The organism is Rhodococcus olei (assembly GCF_039540555.1).
GTDB lineage: Bacteria > Actinomycetota > Actinomycetes > Mycobacteriales > Mycobacteriaceae > Rhodococcus_G > Rhodococcus_G olei.
This window is the reverse complement of sequence record NZ_BAABFB010000044.1, coordinates 251,045-267,849: the sequence shown is the minus strand read 5'-3', so window position 1 is coordinate 267,849 and position 16,805 is coordinate 251,045. Positions and strand designations below refer to the sequence as shown.

Below are 16,805 nucleotides of genomic sequence, written 5' to 3'. Positions count from 1 at the left end.
CTCCGTTGAAGACTCTCGATTGGCCGGCAAGCCGGCAATCAGCCATAGCGAAAGAGTCAAATCACTAGCATAAAAACTCAAACTAGCTGAACACTGACCATCCCAGACGGAAGAATGAGACGATCAGCAAATACCCACCCCATCCAAACGATGGAGCGGAGTACCAAAAATATTGGCACTGACATTCATCGGCACACTGTTGAGTTCTCAAAGAACACGCACACACCTTCGATCCCGAGATTCTCTCTCGGCCTCTCCGGGGCAACTGTTCCAGCCTAACTCATCACCATCCCCGGCGCAAACGCCGACGTAATCGGTTCTGAGTGGCTTGTCAGGCGCCTTCGTCCAACCTCGTTCGCTCTCACCCCGGGGGGCGGAGTCGGTGTCCGTGTCGCTCTGACTCGACAAAAGTTACGTGGCCGTGAACGCCGACGCAAATCCGCTGGTCACACCGCTTACCCGCCGGAGAATCCGCTGGTCGCGCCGCTCCCACCCGCCCGAACCCGCGGATTCCGCCCGGTGTGACGCCGCACACGCATCGCCGGGGCTCCTCGAAGGTTCCCGATTCGAGGACGTTGAAACGCCGGAGGGCGCCGTCCCTCGCATTCGCGAGTGACGACGCCCTCCGGATCGGACCGTCTCAGGCCGGCAGCAGCTGGATGCCGGCGAAGTTGCGCTTGCCGCGACGGATGACGAGCCACTGACCGTGGAGCAGGTCGCCGGACTCGGGCGTCCAGTCCTCCGCGCCGACCTTGGCGTTGTTCACGTACGCGCCGCCCTCCTTGACCGCACGCTTCGCCGCACCCTTGCTCTCGCACAGACCGCTGGCGACCAGCAGGTCGGTGATCGTCGCCGGCTCGCCCGCCCGCACCTGCGCGACGGACGCCTCGGTGAGCGCGGCCGCCAGGGTCGACTCGTCCAGGTCCCGCAGCTCGCCCTTGCCGAACAGCGCCTGGCTGGCGAGCTCGACGGCCGCGGTGTTCTCGGCGCCGTGAACCAGCGTGGTCATCTCCGCGGCGAGCCGACGCTGCGCGACCCGCGCCTGCGGACGTTCGGCGACCTCGGCCTCGAGCTCCGCGAGCTCGTCCCGACCGAGGAACGTGAACCACCGCAGGTAGCGGATCACGTCGGCGTCACCGGTGTTGACGAAGTACTGGTACCACGCGTACGGGCTGGTCATCTCGGGGTCGAGCCAGAGGCTGCCGCCGCCGGTGGACTTGCCGAACTTCTTGCCGTCGGAGGACGTCACGAGCGGCACGGTCAGCGCGTGTACGTGTTCGCCGTCGACCCGGCGGTTCAGTTCGACACCCGCGATGATGTTGCCCCACTGGTCCGAGCCGCCGACCTGCAGAGTGCACCCCCGCTCGCGCCGCAGCTGGAGGTAGTCGTTGGCCTGCAGCAGCATGTAGCTGAACTCGGTGTACGAGATGCCGTCGCCCTCGAGCCGCCGCTTGACCGTGTCCCGGGCGAGCATGACGTTGACGGAGAAGTGCTTGCCGATGTCGCGCAGGAAGTCGATCGCGCTGAGGTTGCCGGTCCAGTTCATGTTGTTCTCGATGACGGCGGCGTTGTCGCCGTCGAACGAGACGAACCGTTCGAGCTGCGCCCGGATCCGTTGCGCCCACTCGGCGACCGTGTCGGCGGAGTTCATCGTCCGTTCGCCGACGTCGCGGGGGTCGCCGATCAGGCCGGTCGCGCCGCCCGCGAGGACGATCGGGCGGTGACCGGCCAGCTGGAACCGCTTGAGCGCCAGCAGCGGCACGAGATGGCCCGCGTGCAGACTCGGTCCGGTGGGGTCGAACCCGGCATAGAGCGTGACCGGACCACCGTCGGCGTCGCGACGCAGGGCGTCGAGATCGGTGGACTGCTGGATGAGTCCGCGCCAGGTCAGTTCGTCGATGATGTTCTCAGTCACGGGCTCGATCATCCCGCACTCGGGCCGACGGGTGCACGCGGGCTGCGCCGGTACGCGGAAACGGCGGTCGACGTGGGATCCCACAGACGCCATCGGCGGTCGGCCGCGTGGGCGATTCCAACGCGCGGCCCGGACGCGACGGGCACCGCGGGCCCGGGGCCGAGCCGGATCGGCGACTCCGGATCGAACAGGTCGGAGCCGTTGTCCGCCAGGGTGATTCCCGTCGCCTGACCGAAATTTCCGGGACCACGGGCCAATTCGCGCCACCCCCGCTTCGGGCCGCGCCGGCCGCGGGCGACCTCCTCGCCGCCCAGAACCTCCCCCGCCCGCAGCAGCACCGCACCCGCGGTCCCGGGGGGAGCGCAGGTGACGTTCATGCAGAAGTGCAGCCCGTGACTCAGGTAGACGTAGAGCCGTCCGGCGGGTCCGAACATCACGGCGTTGCGGGCGGTCGGGCCCGGGAAGGAGTGCGCGGCCGGGTCCGGCCACGGCCCGGCGGGGTCTCCCCCGTACGCCTCGACCTCGACGATCCGCAGGCGCACATCGCCCGCGGACAGCACCGCCCCGAGCACCAGGTGTGCCGCGCCGACGGGGTCCGCCGCGGTCAACGCGTCCGCACTCAGGTCCGCAGAGCGCGACATCGACAGTTCTGCCACGACCGAAATTGTGCACCGCACACCCGTTGACCTGCGGCCGCCACGGGTCTATAAATTCATCAGACGATGATTTCATCACTTGATGAATTGGAGCGGACGATGTCCGAATCGTTCACCGGACCCGCTGTCGACATCCGCGACCTGGTCGTGCGGCGCGGCAGACGCGTGGTTCTGCACGGACTCGATCTGCGGGTGCGGACCGGGTCCATCACCGGGCTGCTCGGCCCGTCGGGCTGCGGAAAGACCACTCTCATGCGAGCGATCGTCGGCACCCAGATCGTGGAATCCGGAACCGTGACCGTGCTCGGCGAGCCGGCGGGATCGGTCGCGTTGCGCCGCCGCGTCGGGTACGTCACCCAGTCCCCGAGCGTCTACCCGGACCTGACGGTGCGCGAGAACATCCGGTACTTCGCCGCGCTCTACGGTCGCCCGGCCTCGGCCGTCGCCGAGGCCGTCGAGACCGTCGGGCTCGGCGACTACGGCGACGACCGGACCGGAGAGCTCTCGAACGGTCAACGCGGGCGCGTGTCCCTGGCCTGCGCGCTCGTCGCTGAGCCCGACCTGCTGGTTCTCGACGAGCCGACCGTCGGGCTCGACCCGGTGCTGCGCGCCGACCTCTGGGGGCGGTTCGCCGAGCTCGCCGCGGCGGGCACGACCCTCCTGGTCTCGAGCCACGTGATGGACGAGGCCGAACACTGCCACGAGCTGCTGCTGATGCGCGACGGCGACCTGCTGGACGTTCTCACACCGACCGCGCTCCTCACCCGCACCGGCGAGTCGAGCCTCGAACACGCATTCCTCACCCTGATCCGCGAACGGGAGGGAGCACAGCCGTGAACACCCGGATCTACGCCGCGAGCACGGGCCGCATCCTGCGCCAGCTCCGCGCCGACCACCGCACCGTCGCGATGATCGCGCTGGTCCCGGCCCTGCTGATGACCCTGCTCTACTTCCTGTACGTGAACGTCCCGCCCCCGCCCAACCAGGTGACGGTGTTCGACCGGGTCGCGGTGGTCATGCTCGGGCTGATCCCGTTCGTGGTGATGTTCCTCGTCACCTCGATCGCGATGCAGCGCGAGCGCAGCTCGGGCACCCTCGAGCGGCTGCTCTCCACGCCGCTGTCCAAGCTGGACCTGCTGGCCGGCTACGGGACCGCGTTCTCCATCGCCGCCGCCGTGCAGGCGGTGCTCGCCTGCCTGGTCGCGTTCGGACTGCTCGGACTGTCGACGGCGGGCAGCGTCGGGCTCGTCATCCTGATCGCCGTCGTCGACGCGGTCCTCGGGGTCGCACTCGGTCTGCTGTGCAGTGCGTTCGCCCGCACCGAGTTCCAGGCGGTGCAGTTCATGCCGATGATCGTGCTGCCGCAGCTGTTCCTGTGCGGGCTGCTGGTGCCGCGCGACCAGCTGCCGGACTGGCTGCGCTGGATCTCCAACGTGCTGCCGCTGAGCTACGCGGTCGACGCACTGCAACAGGTCGCGCGATATCCCGGCGCCACCGCCGTGATGTGGCGTGACCTCGCGGTCGTCGCCGGATTCGCGGTCGTCGCGTTGTGCCTCGCCGCCGCCACGCTGCGCAGGCGCACACAGTGACCGACCGGCCGGAGGGCGTGCGCACCGGCCGCAGGCCGGGCAACCCGGACACCCGCGAGGCGATCCTCACCGTGGCCCGGGCCCGGTTCGCGGACACCGGCTTCGACAAGACCTCGGTCCGCTCGATCGCGGCCGCGGCAGGGGTGGACTCGGCCCTGGTCCACCACTACTTCGGCACCAAGCGCGAACTCTTCCTCGCCGCGGTCGCGATGCCGGTGGATCCGCACGTGGTGCTCGCCGCGATCCTGAACGCCCCGGTCGAACAAGCCGGGGAACAGTTGCTGCGCGCGGTGCTCGGGATCTGGGACTCCGCCCTCGGCGATGCCGTTCAGGCCGCGTTCCGCACCGCGATCTCGGGCGAGTCGACCGGGCTGGTCCGCGACTTCCTGATCGAGGTCGTGCTGCGCGAGCTGATCGATCGGATCGACGACCCGCCCGGCAGCGGGCCGGTGCGTGCCACCCTGCTGGCCTCGCAGATGTCCGGGCTGTTCGTGGTCCGCTACCTGCTCGGGGTCGAGCCGCTCGCGTCGCTGAGCATCGACGAGGTGGTCACGCTCGTCGGCCCGACGATGCAGCGGTACCTGACCGGCGACCTGGACGCCGCGCCCGGTCAGGCCTCGGCCGGACCGGTGCCCCGCGCGACGTAGTCCTCGTGCTCGGCGTCGGTGACGTCGCGTGCCTCGTCGACCAGCAGCACCGGGATGCCGTCCTCGATCGGGTACGCACGCCGCAACCGCGGGTTGTACAGCAGTTCGTCACCGACCAGCAGGAGCGGGCCCTTGTCCTGCGGGCAGGCGATGATGCTCAGCAGGGTGGGATCGAGCGCCACGGACGGTCCTCTCGGGTCTGTGTTCACGGAACGACAACGTCGGCCAGGCTACCCGGTGCGCAGCGCACGGCCGATCGGACCCGCCCCCACTACCCCGTCAGCGCCGCGCTGCCACGCTGCTTCAGGTCCGTCAGGACCGCCCGGGTCAGGCGCCGGTAGCCGTCCCGCCCGGCGTCGTAGTACCACGCCCGGACACCGGGATTCGGCAACCCGGCGGCCCGCAACGCACCGCGACGCGGGCGGTACGAGTTGCTGATCGGGATCTCGGGCACCACGTGCACGAGGTCCGGGCACTGCCCCGGTTCGAGTTCGGCGAGCGCGTCGGCGAGATCCGCCGCGGTCAACGAGGTCCCCGGGCGCAACGTCAACGCGGCCACCGCGATCTCCTCGCCGCCGACGGTCACGCCGTACACGACCACGAGATCCGCCTGGTCGAGGCCGCCGAGGGCGTCGACGATCGGTTCGCCGTAGACCGGTCCGCGCAACGCGGTGACGACGCTGTTCTTGTCGTCCATCAGCCAGTGGTCGCCGTCGCTGTCGGTGCGGAACAGGTGCTCGGTCGCCACCCAGGCGTCACCGGCGCCGAACACGCCCCGCATCGCACCGCTGACCGCCTCGGCACCCGTCGCCTGCCCCAGCAGGACACCGACCTCACCGGCCCTGCACTCGCGGACCAGGCCACGATCGTCCTCGAGGAACCTGCCGGTGACGGGGTCGTACGCGGCGATCCTCACCTGGGTGCTGCCCGGCAACGGACGACCCTTCGAGCCGGGTTTCGCACCGGAGACGTTGGCCAGCACGACCGCACCCTCGGTGGACGCGTAGAACTCGAGCACCTGCGCGGGAGCGAACCGTTTCATCGTCCGAAGCCACAGGCCGCGGGGCATGCCCGACCCGATGAACAGCCGGATCGGATGCGAGGCGTCGAGCCCGGAATCGGAGCTGTCGACCAGTTCCCGCATCATCGTCCACGTGTAGGCGACGACCGTGACGCCGTAGCGGTGCACCTCGGTCGCGAACCGCTCCGGGTCGAGGCCGCGGGTCAGCGCGATCCGGGAGCCGCCGACGATCGCACCACCGAGAGTCGCCAACAGGACCGACGAATGGTACAGCGGCGCAATCGAATACACGGTGTCCCCGCGGCCGAGGTTGGCCGCGGTCGCGGTGCCGAACGCGGACAGTGCCCAGCGGTGGTTGGTGATGTGCTTGGCCTCGACCTCGCCGCCGAACCGCCCGAACAGCACGAACGCCAGCTCGTTCGCCCGGCCCGGGTTCGGGCGGTACCACGCAGGCAGTTCCACCGCGTCCGGGTCGATCCGCTCCAGATCGACCGTCTCCGAACCCGGTTCGAGGTTGAGCACGCGGGACTCGCCGCCGCCGAGGACCAGCACCGGGGGTCCGAGCGTCTCGGCGGTACGCAGGTTGTCCGGGTCGGAGATGACCGTGGCCACCCGCCCGAGACGGACCGCCTCGCGCAGGTCCTCGGTCGGGGGCAGCAGCACGACGACGGCTCCCATCCGCGACAGCGCGGAGATCGCGACGAGCGCGCTCGGGCGGGTCTCCATCAGCACACCGACCCGGGTGGACGGGCGCACACCGCACGCGATGAGCCCCTTGACCACGTTGTCGATGCGGACGTTGACGGACTCGTTCGTGTACGCCCGGTCGTCGAACAGGAAGCACTCGCCGCGGGGTGACCTCTGTCCGGCCTCGGCCAGCAGCTTGCCCAGGGAGATCCGGGTGTGCGGCTGGATCTGGCCGAGCCGCACCAGTCGAGGCAGCGCGCGCGCCGCCTCGGCGGACAGCTCCCGGCTGCCGCGCACCGCCTGCGCGGTCGCCCCGAGGACCCCGCGGACGGCGCCGACGCCGACCTCGGCCATCGAGGCACCGGTGTGCAGCAGCCTGTCGGTGACCGACACACCGGTCTCCGCCTCGGGGAGGTCCTCGGCGATCATCGGAGCGATGCCGTCGGGACTCGGCCCGAGGCCGGCCCGCCAGCGCACCCACGCGCCGGTGGTCGGCCAGGTGTGGCTCGCGGACAGCGACCCGACCACGAGCCCGAAGTGCCCGGCCCGCATCGTGGATTCGAAGATCTCGGCCCTCGGGGCGGCCCTGCGGATGCCGCGGACCGCGGCCGGTTGCCCGATGTCGTCGACCTCCCCCACGAACGCGAGGATCGGGCAGGTCAGTTCCGCGAGCGACACCGGGCGGTCGCCGATCACGAATCCGCCGGACATCATCCGGTTGTGGACGACGAACTGCTTGAGCAGTTCCGCGACCGCCGGACCCGACCACGCCACCCAGCCGTCCTGCGCGAGGAAACGACGCTGCTGCTCACGGGGCAGCAGGGCCTCGCGGTCGTGCAGCTGGCGCAGGAAGTCGAACCGCGACTTCGCGGTCTTGACCGGGTCGAGGAGCTGGAATCCGGTCCGCGCCATCCAACCCGCGATCGACAGACGGGTGAAGACGTGGTCGGCGAGGAAGTCGGCGGCCGGGGCCGCGATGTCGCCCGGAATCCCGAACGGCAGCGCCGCGAGCGTGTCCACCGGGGAGCCGAACGTGACGAGGGAGGCGACCCCGCGACACCGCCGGTACGCGGCCGCCTGGTAGGCGAACATTCCGCCCTGCGAGTAGCCGGACAGGTGCACGTCCTGCCCGGTGTGCTTGTGCACCCGGTCGACGATCTCGCTGATCGCGACGATGTGGTCCGCGAGGGTGCGGTCCCAGCCGCCCTCCTCGGTCGCGGGGGAACCGAAGTCCACGACCCACGGATCGAGACCCATCGAGTGCAGGATTCCCACCGCACCCTGCTCCTGCGTGACGTCGTAGACGTCCGCGGCCATCATCATCGGCGGCACCAGCACGATCGGCGGCCGCGGCGTGCCTGCGGAGTCGGACACGTCGTCCGGGAAGTAGCGCCGCAGCCGGTACATCGGTTCCCGCTCGACGATCCGGAAGTCCGACGGCCGCGCCTCGGTCTCGAGGCCGCCCAGCCGGACGACCTCGAGACCGTTCTGCGCGGTCGCGACCACGCGTCGAACGGAACCGTTCAGCACCTCAGACCAACTCACTGCCGCGCCCCCATACTGTCCAGCCGGTTATCCGGAAAACCTTATACGCGCGCGGCACTCCCACTTGATCAGTTCCCGATCCAGCGCCGCATCGATCAGTTCCCGAGCCAGGTCCGCAGCCGCCCCACCGACTCCCGCACCCGGTCGAGCTGACGCGCCACCTGTACACCGGCGGTGCCTCCGCGGGCGTTACGGGAGGCGATGGACCCGTGCACGGTCAGCACCTCCCGCACCGCCGGGGTGAGCGCCGGATCCACCGCGGCCAGTTCCTCGTCGGTGAGGTCCTCGAGCCCGACGCCGCGGGCCTCGGCGACCCGGACGCACGCGCCCGCGGCCTCGTGCGCGACCCGGAACGGAACCCCCTGGCGCACCATCCATTCCGCGATGTCGGTGGCGAGGGTGAAGCCGGCGGGCGCGAGTTCCGCCATCCGGTCGCTGTGGAACTCGAGCGTCGACACCAGACCGGTGATCGCGGGCAGGAGCAGCTCGAGCTGGGCGACGGAGTCGAAGACCGGCTCCTTGTCCTCCTGCAGGTCCCGGTTGTAGGCCAGCGGCTGCGCCTTGAGGGTCGCGAGCAGACCGGTGAGGTTGCCGATCAGCCGTCCGGCCTTGCCCCGGGTGAGCTCCGAGACGTCGGGGTTCTTCTTCTGCGGCATGATCGACGAACCGGTCGACCAGGCGTCGGCGAGTGTGATGTAGCCGAACTCCGGTGTGCTCCAGATGATCACCTCTTCGGCCATCCTGGACAGGTCGACTCCGATCATCGCGAGCACGAACGCCGCCTCGGCCGCGAAGTCGCGGGACGAGGTCGCGTCGATCGAATTGTCCGCCGCCGAGTCGAACTCGAGCTCCGCCGCGATCGCGTCCGGGTTCAACCCGAGGGACGATCCGGCCAGCGCGCCGGAACCGTACGGCGACACCGCGGCCCGCTTGTCGAAGTCCGCCAGCCGCTGCACGTCCCGCAGCAGCGGGTGGGCGTGCGCGAGCAGGTGGTGCGCGAGCAGCACCGGCTGCGCGGCTTGCAGGTGGGTCTTGCCCGGCATCACCGTCTCGGGGTGCGCCGCCGCCTGCGTGGCGAGGGCGTCGACGACGTCGAGGACCCCGGACGCGACCCGGCGGACCGCGTCGCGCAACCACATCCGGAACAGCGTGGCGACCTGGTCGTTGCGCGAACGACCGGCCCGCAGCCGACCCCCGACCTCGGGTCCGACCCGCTCGATCAGACCGCGTTCGAGCGCGCCGTGCACGTCCTCGTCGGAGTCGGCGGGCACGAACGCACCGTTCGCGACGTCGGCGCCGAGCCGGTCGAGGCCGTCGAGCATCGTCTCCAGGTCGGCGTCGCTGAGCAGCCCCGCGGCGTGCAGCACCTTGGCGTGCGCCTTGGAGGCACGCACGTCGTACGGCGCGAGCACCCAGTCGAAATGCGTGGACTTGCTCAGCGCCGCCATCGCGGCGGCCGGTCCGGACTCGAACCGGCCGCCCCAGAGGGCACCCTCGTTGGTACCGTGCGCGTCGGTCATGACCTAGAGACCCAGGTCCCGCTTCGCCGCGACCTTCGACGACAGGCCGTGGATGTTGACGAAGCCCTTCGCGTACGACTGGTCGAACGTGTCGCCCTCGTCGTAGGTGGCGAGGTTGAAGTCGTACAGCGACTCCGGGCTGCGGCGGCCGTTGACGGTGATCGCACCGCCGTGCAGGAACAGCCGGATGTCGCCGGTGACCCGCTCCTGGGTCTTGGCGACGAACGCGTCGAGCGCGTCCTTGAGCGGCGAGAACCACAGGCCGTCGTAGACCAGCTCGGACCAGCGCTGCTCCATCTGACGCTTGTAGCGACCGAGCTCACGCTCGAGGGTGACGTGCTCGAGCTCCTGGTGGGCGGTGATCAGCACCATCGCACCGGGGGCCTCGTAGATCTCGCGGCTCTTGATGCCGACGAGACGGTCCTCGACGACATCGAGGCGGCCGACACCCTGGGCGCCCGCGCGCTTGTTGAGTTCCTGGATGGCCTCGAGCACGGTGACCGGCTTGCCGTCGATCGCGACCGGCTTGCCTGCCTCGAAGCTGATGATCAGCTCGTCGGGGGTGTTCCAGTTGAGCGTCGGGTCCTGGGTGTAGTCGTAGACGTCCTTGGTGGGCGCGTTCCACAGGTCCTCGAGGAACCCGGTCTCCACCGCTCGGCCCCACACGTTCTGGTCGATCGAGAACGGCGAACGCTTGGTGACGTTGATCGGGATGTTGTTCTCCTCGGCGAAGGCGATCGCCTTCTCACGGGTCCACGCGTAGTCGCGGACCGGCGCGATGACCTCGAGGTCGGGCGCGAGGGCACCGAAGCCGACCTCGAAACGGACCTGGTCGTTGCCCTTGCCGGTGCAGCCGTGCGACACGACGGTGCCACCGTGCGCGCGGGCGGCCTCGACGATGTGCTTGACGATCAGCGGCCGGCTGATCGCCGAGACCAGCGGGTAGCGATCCATGTACAGCGCGTTGGCCTGGATCGTCGGCAGGCAGTACTCGTTCGCGAACTCGTCGCGGGCGTCCACCACGACCGACTCGACGGCGCCGCAGTCGAGGGCACGCTGACGCACGACCTCCATGTCCTCGCCGCCCTGGCCGAGGTCGATGGCAACGGCGACGACCTCTTTGCCGGTCTCCTTGCCGATCCAGCTGATGGCCACGGAGGTGTCCAGCCCGCCCGAGTAGGCGAGTACGACGCGTTCAGCCATGGTCTGTGTGCTCCTTTGGGGTTGTCACTCTTGTCGAGATCTTCAATTGTTCGACCGCACGCCGGCCGATCCGGGACGTAAGCCCAGGTCAGGCCAGCTTCTCGATCATGTCGGCGAGCTGCGCGCCGGTCAGCGGTTCACGGGCCACCACGAGAATGGTGTCATCCCCGGCGATGGTTCCCACAACCTCGGGCAGCGACGCCCGGTCGAGCGCGCTGGCGAGGTACTGCGCGGCGCCCGGCGGAGTCCGCAGCACGGCGAGGTTTCCGCTCGCGTCGGTGGAGACCAGAAGCTCACCGAGCAGCCGGGACAGCCGATCCGTACCACCGGACACGCCACGCACCGGACTGCCGTCCTCGGGCACCACGTAGACGCCCGCTCCCCCGTCCGCGGCCCGCAGTTTGACCGCACCGAGTTCCTCGAGGTCCCGCGACAGCGTCGCGTGGGACACCTCGATGCCCTCGGCGGCCAGCAGCGCGGCCAGCTCCGGCTGGCTGCGGACCTCGTGCGCCGCGAGCAGCGCCGTGATCCGGGCCTGCCGTCCCGCCCGGGTCTGCGCGACCGCCACCGCGGGCGTCCTCGACGCAGCGACGCCGTCCGCCTTCGGCGCAGCGGCCCGGGCGGTGGTCATCACCGTTCCTGGTTCTCGAACAGCCACACCAGCAGCGCCTTCTGCGCGTGCAGCCGGTTCTCCGCCTCGTCCCACACCGCCGACTGCGGGCCGTCGAGCACCTCGTCGGTGATCTCCTCCCCGCGGTGCGCGGGCAGGCAGTGCAGCACCACCGCGTCGGGCGCGGCCTTCGCGAGCAGCGCCGCGTCGATCTGGAACGGGCGGAACGGCCCGACCCGGTCCAGCCCGTCGTTCTCCTGACCCATCGACGTCCACGTGTCGGTGACGAGTGCGTCCGCCCCGAGGGCCGCGGCCTGCGGATCGTCGGTGATCGTGATCGACGCGCCGGTCTCGGCGGCGCGGGCGTGCGCGGCCTCGACGACCCAGGGCAGCGGCTCGAAGCCGGCCGGGGCGGCGATCGTGACGTCGATGCCGGCCGTGACGCCGCCCACCAGCAGCGAGTGCGACATGTTGTTGGCGCCGTCGCCGAGGTAGGTCAGCTTCAGGCCCCTCAGGTCACCCTTGCGTTCCCGCAGGGTCTGCAGGTCGGCGAGCACCTGGCACGGGTGGAACTCGTCGGAGAGGGCGTTGACGATCGGAACCGTCGCGCCGGACGCCATCTGTTCGAGCCGCTTCTGCCCGAAGGTCCGCCACACGACCGCGTCGACGTACCGGGACAGCACCCGGCCGGTGTCCTGCAGCGTCTCCTCGCGACCGAGCTGGGTGCTGCGGCCGTCGACGACGACGGCGTGTCCGCCGAGTTGTGCGATGCCCACCTCGAACGAGAAGCGGGTGCGGGTCGAGTTCTTCTCGAAGATCACGCCGACCGCGCGCGGACCGGCCAGGGTCTGCTTCGCGAACGGGTCCTTCTTCAGCGCCGCGGCCAGGTCGAGGACCTCGGCCTGCTGGGCGGGGGTCAGGTCGTCGTCCCTCAGGTAGTGCTTGATCGCCATGTCGTCACTTCCCTTCCGCGGCAGCGGTGTTCAGAATGTCCGGCAGCGCGGCCACGAAGCCGTGCGCCTGGTCCTCGGTGAGGATCAGCGGGGGCGCGAGCCGCACCACGTCGGGCGCCGCGGCGTTGACGAGGTACCCGGCGTCGCGCGCGGCGGCCTCGACGGCCGGCGCGACGGTGTCGGTGAGCACGATCCCGAGCAGCAGCCCGGCGCCGCGCACGTGGTCGACGAGCGGGTGCCCGAGCGCCTCGATACCGGTCGCGAGGGACTTGCCGACGGTGTCGGCGTGGCTGATCAGGTCCTCCTGTTCGACGGTCCGCAGCACGGCCAGCGCCGCGGCCGCGCACACCGGGTTGCCGCCGAACGTGGTCCCGTGCAGGCCGGGCCCGAACAGTTCCGCGGCGGCCCCGGTCGCGATGCAGGCACCGATCGGCAGTCCGCCGCCGAGCCCCTTCGCGAGGGTCATCACGTCGGGCACGATCCCGGACGCCTGGTGCGCGTAGAACCAGCCGGTCCGGGCGATGCCGGTCTGCACCTCGTCGAGGATCAGCAGGGCGCCGCGGGCCGCGGTGATCCGGCGGGCCTCGGCCAGGTACCCCTCCGGCGGGACCACGACACCGGACTCGCCCAGGATCGGTTCGAGGATGACCGCCGCGGTGTCGGAGTCGACGGCCGCGTCGAGCGCGGCGACGTCGCCGTAGGGGACGAACTCGACGCCGGCCGGCATCGGTTCGAACGGTGCCCGCTTCGCAGGCTGGCCGGTCATCGCGAGCGCACCCATCGTGCGGCCGTGGAACGCCTTCTCGGCGGCGACGATCTTGCGCCGGCCGGTGAGCCGCGCCAGCTTGAAGGCCGCCTCGTTCGCCTCGGTTCCGGAGTTGCACAGGAACACCCGGCCGGTGACGCCGCCGTCGCGGCCCGCACCCAGGTGGTGCAGCAGCTGCTCCGCGAGCGCGACCGCCGGCTCGCTGGCGTACAGGTTCGACACGTGGCCGAGGGTGTTCAGCTGCGCGGTCACGGCCTCGATGATCGCCGGGTGGCGGTGCCCGAGGCTGTTGACCGCGATGCCGCCGAGCAGGTCCAGGTACTGCTTTCCGTCCGCGTCGGTCACGACCGCACCGTCGCCGGACGCGAGCGCGACCCGGGGGACGCCGTAGTTGTTCATCAGAGCGCCGGACCAGCGCTGCTGGAGGGCGGAGGTGCCGGTCATGCGGAGCCTTCCTTCGTGGGAGTGACCGCGGGGTGGCGGGCGGGAGTGACTGCGGGCTGGCGGGCGGGGGTGACCATCGTGCCGATGCCCTCGCCGGTGAGCAGTTCGAGCAGCACCGAGTGGGCGAGACGACCGTCGATGACGTGGGCGCTCGGCACCCCGCCGTGCACGGCCCGCAAGCACGCCTCCATCTTCGGCACCATGCCGGAGTCGAGTCGGGGAAGCAGTTCTTCCAGTGCGGCGGTGTCGATCTCGGTCGCGAGCGAGGATCGGTCGGACCAGTCGGTGTACAGACCCTCCACGTCGGTGAGGACGACGAGCTTCTCGGCGCCGAGCGCCTCGGCGAGCGCGGCCGCCGCGGTGTCGGCGTTGATGTTGTGCACGACCCCGTCGGCGTCCGGGGCGATCGTCGAGACGACCGGGATCCGGCCTGCCGCGATGAGGTCGAGCACGGCGGTCGGGTCGACGGTGGTGACGTCGCCGACCAGTCCGATGTCGGTGGCCGCGCCGTCGACGACGACGGTGCGCCGGGTCGCGGTGAACAGGTGGGCGTCCTCACCGGAGATGCCGACCGCGTACGGCCCGTGGGCGTTGATCAGGCCGACGAGTTCGCGGCCGACCTGCCCGAAGAGCACCATCCGGACCACGTCCATCACCTCGGGGGTGGTGACGCGGAACCCGCCGCGGAACTCCCCTTCCATGCCGAGCCGCTTCAACATCGCGTTGATCTGCGGTCCGCCGCCGTGCACGACGACCGGGTGGATGCCGACGGTCCGCAGGAAGGCCATGTCCTGCGCGAACGCCGCCTTGAGCTCGTCGTCGACCATCGCGTTGCCGCCGTACTTGACGACGACGATCTTCCCGTGGAAGCGCTGCAGCCACGGCAGCGCCTCGGCGAGGACGTAGGCCTTCTGGCTCGAGGTCAGATTCATGATCGTCTCGGTCATGACGAGTAGGCCGAGTTCTCTTCGACGTACGCGTGGGAGAGGTCGGTGGTGCGGATGGAGACCTCCGCGTCACCGACACCGAGTTCGATGCGCAGCGCGATGTCTTCGCCGGACAGGTCCACCTCGCGGGCGCCGGGCGCGCCGACACCGTCGATGCACACCGGATTCCCGTTGAACGACACCGTGATCCGATCGGGGTCCAGGGTGATCGGCGCGATGCCGATCGCGGCCAGGACACGTCCCCAGTTCGGGTCGGAGCCGAACAGCGCCGTCTTGACGAGGCTGTCGCGGGCGACGGTCCGGGCGCCGATCAGCGCGTCGGACTCGCTGGCGGCACCGGCGACGGTGACCGTGACCCTCTTGGTCACGCCCTCCGCGTCGGCCATCATCTGGTCGGCGAGGTCGTCGCACACCGCCAGCACGGCGGCGTTCAGTTCCTCCTGGCTGGGGGCGACGCCGCTGGCGCCGGAGGCGAGCAGCAGCACCGTGTCGTTCGTCGAGGTGGCGCCGTCGACGTCGAGCCGGTCGAACGACAGGCGGGTCGCGGCCCGCAACGCCTCGTCGAGCTGGGCGGCGGTGGCGACGGCGTCGGTGGTGACGACCGACAACATCGTGGCCAGGGCGGGTGCGAGCATGCCGGCACCCTTCGCCATGCCGCCGACGTTCCACTTGTCCGCGTGGTGCAGGGCGGCCTGCTTCGGCACGGTGTCGGTGGTCATGATCGCGTAGGCGGCGTCGGTACCGCCGCTGATCCCGCCGGCCAGCTCGTGCACGATCTCGGTGACGCCGGCGAGTAGCTTGTCCATCGGCAGCCGGTCCCCGATCAGTCCGGTCGAGCAGACCGCGACCTCGCCGGCACCGGTTTCGGTGCCCCAGTCGCTGAGGGTGGCGGCGACGTGCTCGGCGGTGGCGTGGGTGTCCTGGAAGCCGGGAGCACCGGTGCAGGCGTTGGCACCACCGGAGTTGAGCACCACGGCCCGCAGCGCCCCCGCGGTGAGCACCTGCTGCGACCAGAGCACCGGGGCGGCCTTGACCTTGTTGGTCGTGAACACGCCGGCGGCGGCCGTGTCCGGGCCCTCGTTGAACACCAGCGCGAGGTCCGGCTTGCCGCTGGCCTTGATCCCGGCCGCGATGCCGGCACCGCGGAACCCGGCGGGTGCGGTGACGCCCTGGGTGCGGATCAGGCGCCCGCCCGCCACCTCGACGGCGTCGGCGTGGGTGTCGGTCTGGGGGGTGTCGGTCACGGGGCTACTCCCACGGTCGTGAGGCCATCGGTCTCGGGCAGGCCGAGGGCCAGGTTCATGGACTGGACGGCACCGCCTGCGGTGCCCTTGGTCAGGTTGTCGATCGCGGCGATCACGACGAGCAGGCCGGCGTCCGCGTCGACGGTGACACCGATCTGCACGGCGTTCGAGCCGACGACGGCGCCGGTCTGCGGGTAGACGTTCTCCGGCAACACGTGAACGAACGGCTCGTCGGCGTAGGCCTTCTCGTAGACCTCGCGGGCCCGCGCCAGGTCGACGGTGGTCGCCGCGGTGCAGGTGGCGAGGATGCCGCGCGGCATCGGCGCGAGCACCGGCGTGAACGAGACGGTGACGGCCGTGCCGGCCAGCGCGGAGAGGTTCTGGGTGATCTCCGGGGTGTGCCGGTGCACGCCGCCGACTCCGTACGCCTTGACCGAGCCCATCACCTCGGAGCCGAGGAGGTCGGCCTTCGGGGCGCGCCCGGCGCCGGAGGTCCCGCTGACCGCGACGACGTTCACCCGCGGTTCGACGATCCCGGCGGCGACGGCCGGGGCGAGCGCCAGACTCGCCGCGGTCGGGTAGCAGCCGGGCACCGCGATCCGGGTTGCGCCGGTGAGCTTGTCCCGGTTGCCGGGCAGTTCGGGCAGGCCGTACGGCCAGGTGCCTGCGTGCGGGCTGCCGTAGAACTTCTCCCAGTCCGCCGCGTTGGAGAGGCGGAAGTCGGCGCCGCAGTCGATGATCACGGTGCTCTCCGGGAGCGCCTTGGCGATCTCGGCCGAGTTGCCGTGCGGAAGGCCGAGGAACACGACGTCGTGTCCGGCCAGCACGTCGACGGTCGTCGGTTCGAGGACGCGGTCGGCGAGCGGGAGCAGGTGCGGGTGGAACGCCCCGAGCGTGGCGCCGGCGTTGCCGCCGGCGGTGAGGGCGCCGATCGTGAGCCTGCCGTCGCGGTGGGCGGGGTGCCCGAGCAGCAGACGCAGGATCTCGCCGCCCGCGTACCCGCTCGCGCCTGCGATCGCGACCCGGATCGGTCCGGTGGAAGCTGCTGTGGTGACCAT

15 protein-coding genes are annotated in these 16,805 nt (G+C 70.6%); 3 read left to right on the top strand and 12 right to left on the bottom strand.

The annotated features are described in order from the left end of the window. Nucleotides 1-640 precede the first annotated feature (640 nt). Together tyrS and ABD951_RS14530 are read right to left on the bottom strand one after the other, a co-directional pair. A complete protein-coding gene (tyrS, locus tag ABD951_RS14535; protein WP_345345940.1) occupies nucleotides 641-1,915 on the bottom strand; it encodes a tyrosine--tRNA ligase in 1,275 nt (424 codons plus the stop codon). Between the two features lie 8 nt (nucleotides 1,916-1,923). Next, nucleotides 1,924-2,556, bottom strand: coding sequence for a DNA-3-methyladenine glycosylase (locus ABD951_RS14530; protein WP_345345980.1), 633 nt, complete (start codon nucleotides 2,554-2,556; stop codon nucleotides 1,924-1,926). A 114-nt stretch (nucleotides 2,557-2,670) separates the two neighbouring features. Between ABD951_RS14530 and ABD951_RS14525 the strand changes: the two genes are divergently transcribed. From ABD951_RS14525 to ABD951_RS14515, 3 genes are read left to right on the top strand one after another with little or no spacing between them, the layout of a single operon-like run. After that, nucleotides 2,671-3,408, top strand: a complete 738-nt coding sequence (locus ABD951_RS14525; protein ID WP_345345938.1) for an ABC transporter ATP-binding protein — start codon at nucleotides 2,671-2,673, stop codon at nucleotides 3,406-3,408. Further along, entirely contained in the window at nucleotides 3,405-4,160 is a 756-nt protein-coding gene (locus ABD951_RS14520; RefSeq protein WP_345345936.1) for an ABC transporter permease, read from the top strand. The genes ABD951_RS14525 and ABD951_RS14520 overlap by 4 nt, the downstream gene beginning before the upstream one ends. Next, nucleotides 4,157-4,807, top strand: a complete 651-nt coding sequence (locus ABD951_RS14515; protein ID WP_345345934.1) for a TetR/AcrR family transcriptional regulator — start codon at nucleotides 4,157-4,159, stop codon at nucleotides 4,805-4,807. The genes ABD951_RS14520 and ABD951_RS14515 overlap by 4 nt, the downstream gene beginning before the upstream one ends. Here the strand turns inward: ABD951_RS14515 and ABD951_RS14510 are convergent. The 10 genes from ABD951_RS14510 to argC form a co-directional block, all read right to left on the bottom strand. Continuing rightward, nucleotides 4,771-4,989 carry a Trm112 family protein gene (locus ABD951_RS14510; protein WP_345345932.1) on the bottom strand — a complete coding sequence of 73 codons (219 nt, stop codon included), beginning with the start codon at nucleotides 4,987-4,989 and terminating at the stop codon, nucleotides 4,771-4,773. The genes ABD951_RS14515 and ABD951_RS14510 overlap by 37 nt on opposite strands. Nucleotides 4,990-5,078: 89 nt before the next feature. Continuing rightward, nucleotides 5,079-8,060 (bottom strand): AMP-binding protein, encoded by a 2,982-nt coding sequence (locus ABD951_RS14505; RefSeq protein ID WP_345345930.1) that lies wholly within the window; start codon nucleotides 8,058-8,060, stop codon nucleotides 5,079-5,081. A 95-nt stretch (nucleotides 8,061-8,155) separates the two neighbouring features. Beyond that, nucleotides 8,156-9,580, bottom strand: a complete 1,425-nt coding sequence (gene argH, locus ABD951_RS14500) for an argininosuccinate lyase (RefSeq protein ID WP_345345928.1) — start codon at nucleotides 9,578-9,580, stop codon at nucleotides 8,156-8,158. 3 nt (nucleotides 9,581-9,583) lie between these two features. Next, complete coding sequence (locus ABD951_RS14495) at nucleotides 9,584-10,783, bottom strand: argininosuccinate synthase (RefSeq protein WP_345345926.1); 1,200 nt, start codon at nucleotides 10,781-10,783, stop codon at nucleotides 9,584-9,586. An 88-nt stretch (nucleotides 10,784-10,871) separates the two neighbouring features. Beyond that, nucleotides 10,872-11,414, bottom strand: coding sequence for an arginine repressor (locus ABD951_RS14490; protein ID WP_345345924.1), 543 nt, complete (start codon nucleotides 11,412-11,414; stop codon nucleotides 10,872-10,874). Beyond that, nucleotides 11,414-12,346, bottom strand: coding sequence for an ornithine carbamoyltransferase (argF, locus tag ABD951_RS14485; protein WP_345345922.1), 933 nt, complete (start codon nucleotides 12,344-12,346; stop codon nucleotides 11,414-11,416). Before argF ends, ABD951_RS14490 begins: the two co-directional genes overlap by 1 nt. 4 nt (nucleotides 12,347-12,350) lie before the next feature. Next, nucleotides 12,351-13,556 (bottom strand): acetylornithine transaminase, encoded by a 1,206-nt coding sequence (locus ABD951_RS14480; RefSeq protein WP_345345920.1) that lies wholly within the window; start codon nucleotides 13,554-13,556, stop codon nucleotides 12,351-12,353. Beyond that, nucleotides 13,553-14,503, bottom strand: a complete 951-nt coding sequence (gene argB, locus ABD951_RS14475) for an acetylglutamate kinase (protein WP_345345918.1) — start codon at nucleotides 14,501-14,503, stop codon at nucleotides 13,553-13,555. Before argB ends, ABD951_RS14480 begins: the two co-directional genes overlap by 4 nt. Beyond that, complete coding sequence (gene argJ, locus ABD951_RS14470) at nucleotides 14,500-15,747, bottom strand: bifunctional glutamate N-acetyltransferase/amino-acid acetyltransferase ArgJ (protein WP_345345916.1); 1,248 nt, start codon at nucleotides 15,745-15,747, stop codon at nucleotides 14,500-14,502. Before argJ ends, argB begins: the two co-directional genes overlap by 4 nt. Then, a complete protein-coding gene (argC, locus tag ABD951_RS14465; protein WP_345345914.1) occupies nucleotides 15,744-16,805 on the bottom strand; it encodes an N-acetyl-gamma-glutamyl-phosphate reductase in 1,062 nt (353 codons plus the stop codon). The genes argJ and argC overlap by 4 nt, the downstream gene beginning before the upstream one ends.

Coding starts and splice junctions, on each gene's coding strand:
- argB (WP_345345918.1), bottom strand. CDS start 14,503: ATGACCGAGACGATCATGAATCTGACCTCGAGCCAGAAGGCCTACGTC.
- argH (WP_345345928.1), bottom strand. CDS start 9,580: ATGACCGACGCGCACGGTACCAACGAGGGTGCCCTCTGGGGCGGCCGG.
- ABD951_RS14530 (WP_345345980.1), bottom strand. CDS start 2,556: ATGTCGCGCTCTGCGGACCTGAGTGCGGACGCGTTGACCGCGGCGGAC.
- argC (WP_345345914.1), bottom strand. CDS start 16,805: ATGGTCACCACAGCAGCTTCCACCGGACCGATCCGGGTCGCGATCGCA.
- ABD951_RS14525 (WP_345345938.1), top strand. CDS start 2,671: ATGTCCGAATCGTTCACCGGACCCGCTGTCGACATCCGCGACCTGGTC.
- ABD951_RS14490 (WP_345345924.1), bottom strand. CDS start 11,414: ATGACCACCGCCCGGGCCGCTGCGCCGAAGGCGGACGGCGTCGCTGCG.
- argF (WP_345345922.1), bottom strand. CDS start 12,346: ATGGCGATCAAGCACTACCTGAGGGACGACGACCTGACCCCCGCCCAG.
- ABD951_RS14480 (WP_345345920.1), bottom strand. CDS start 13,556: ATGACCGGCACCTCCGCCCTCCAGCAGCGCTGGTCCGGCGCTCTGATG.
- ABD951_RS14495 (WP_345345926.1), bottom strand. CDS start 10,783: ATGGCTGAACGCGTCGTACTCGCCTACTCGGGCGGGCTGGACACCTCC.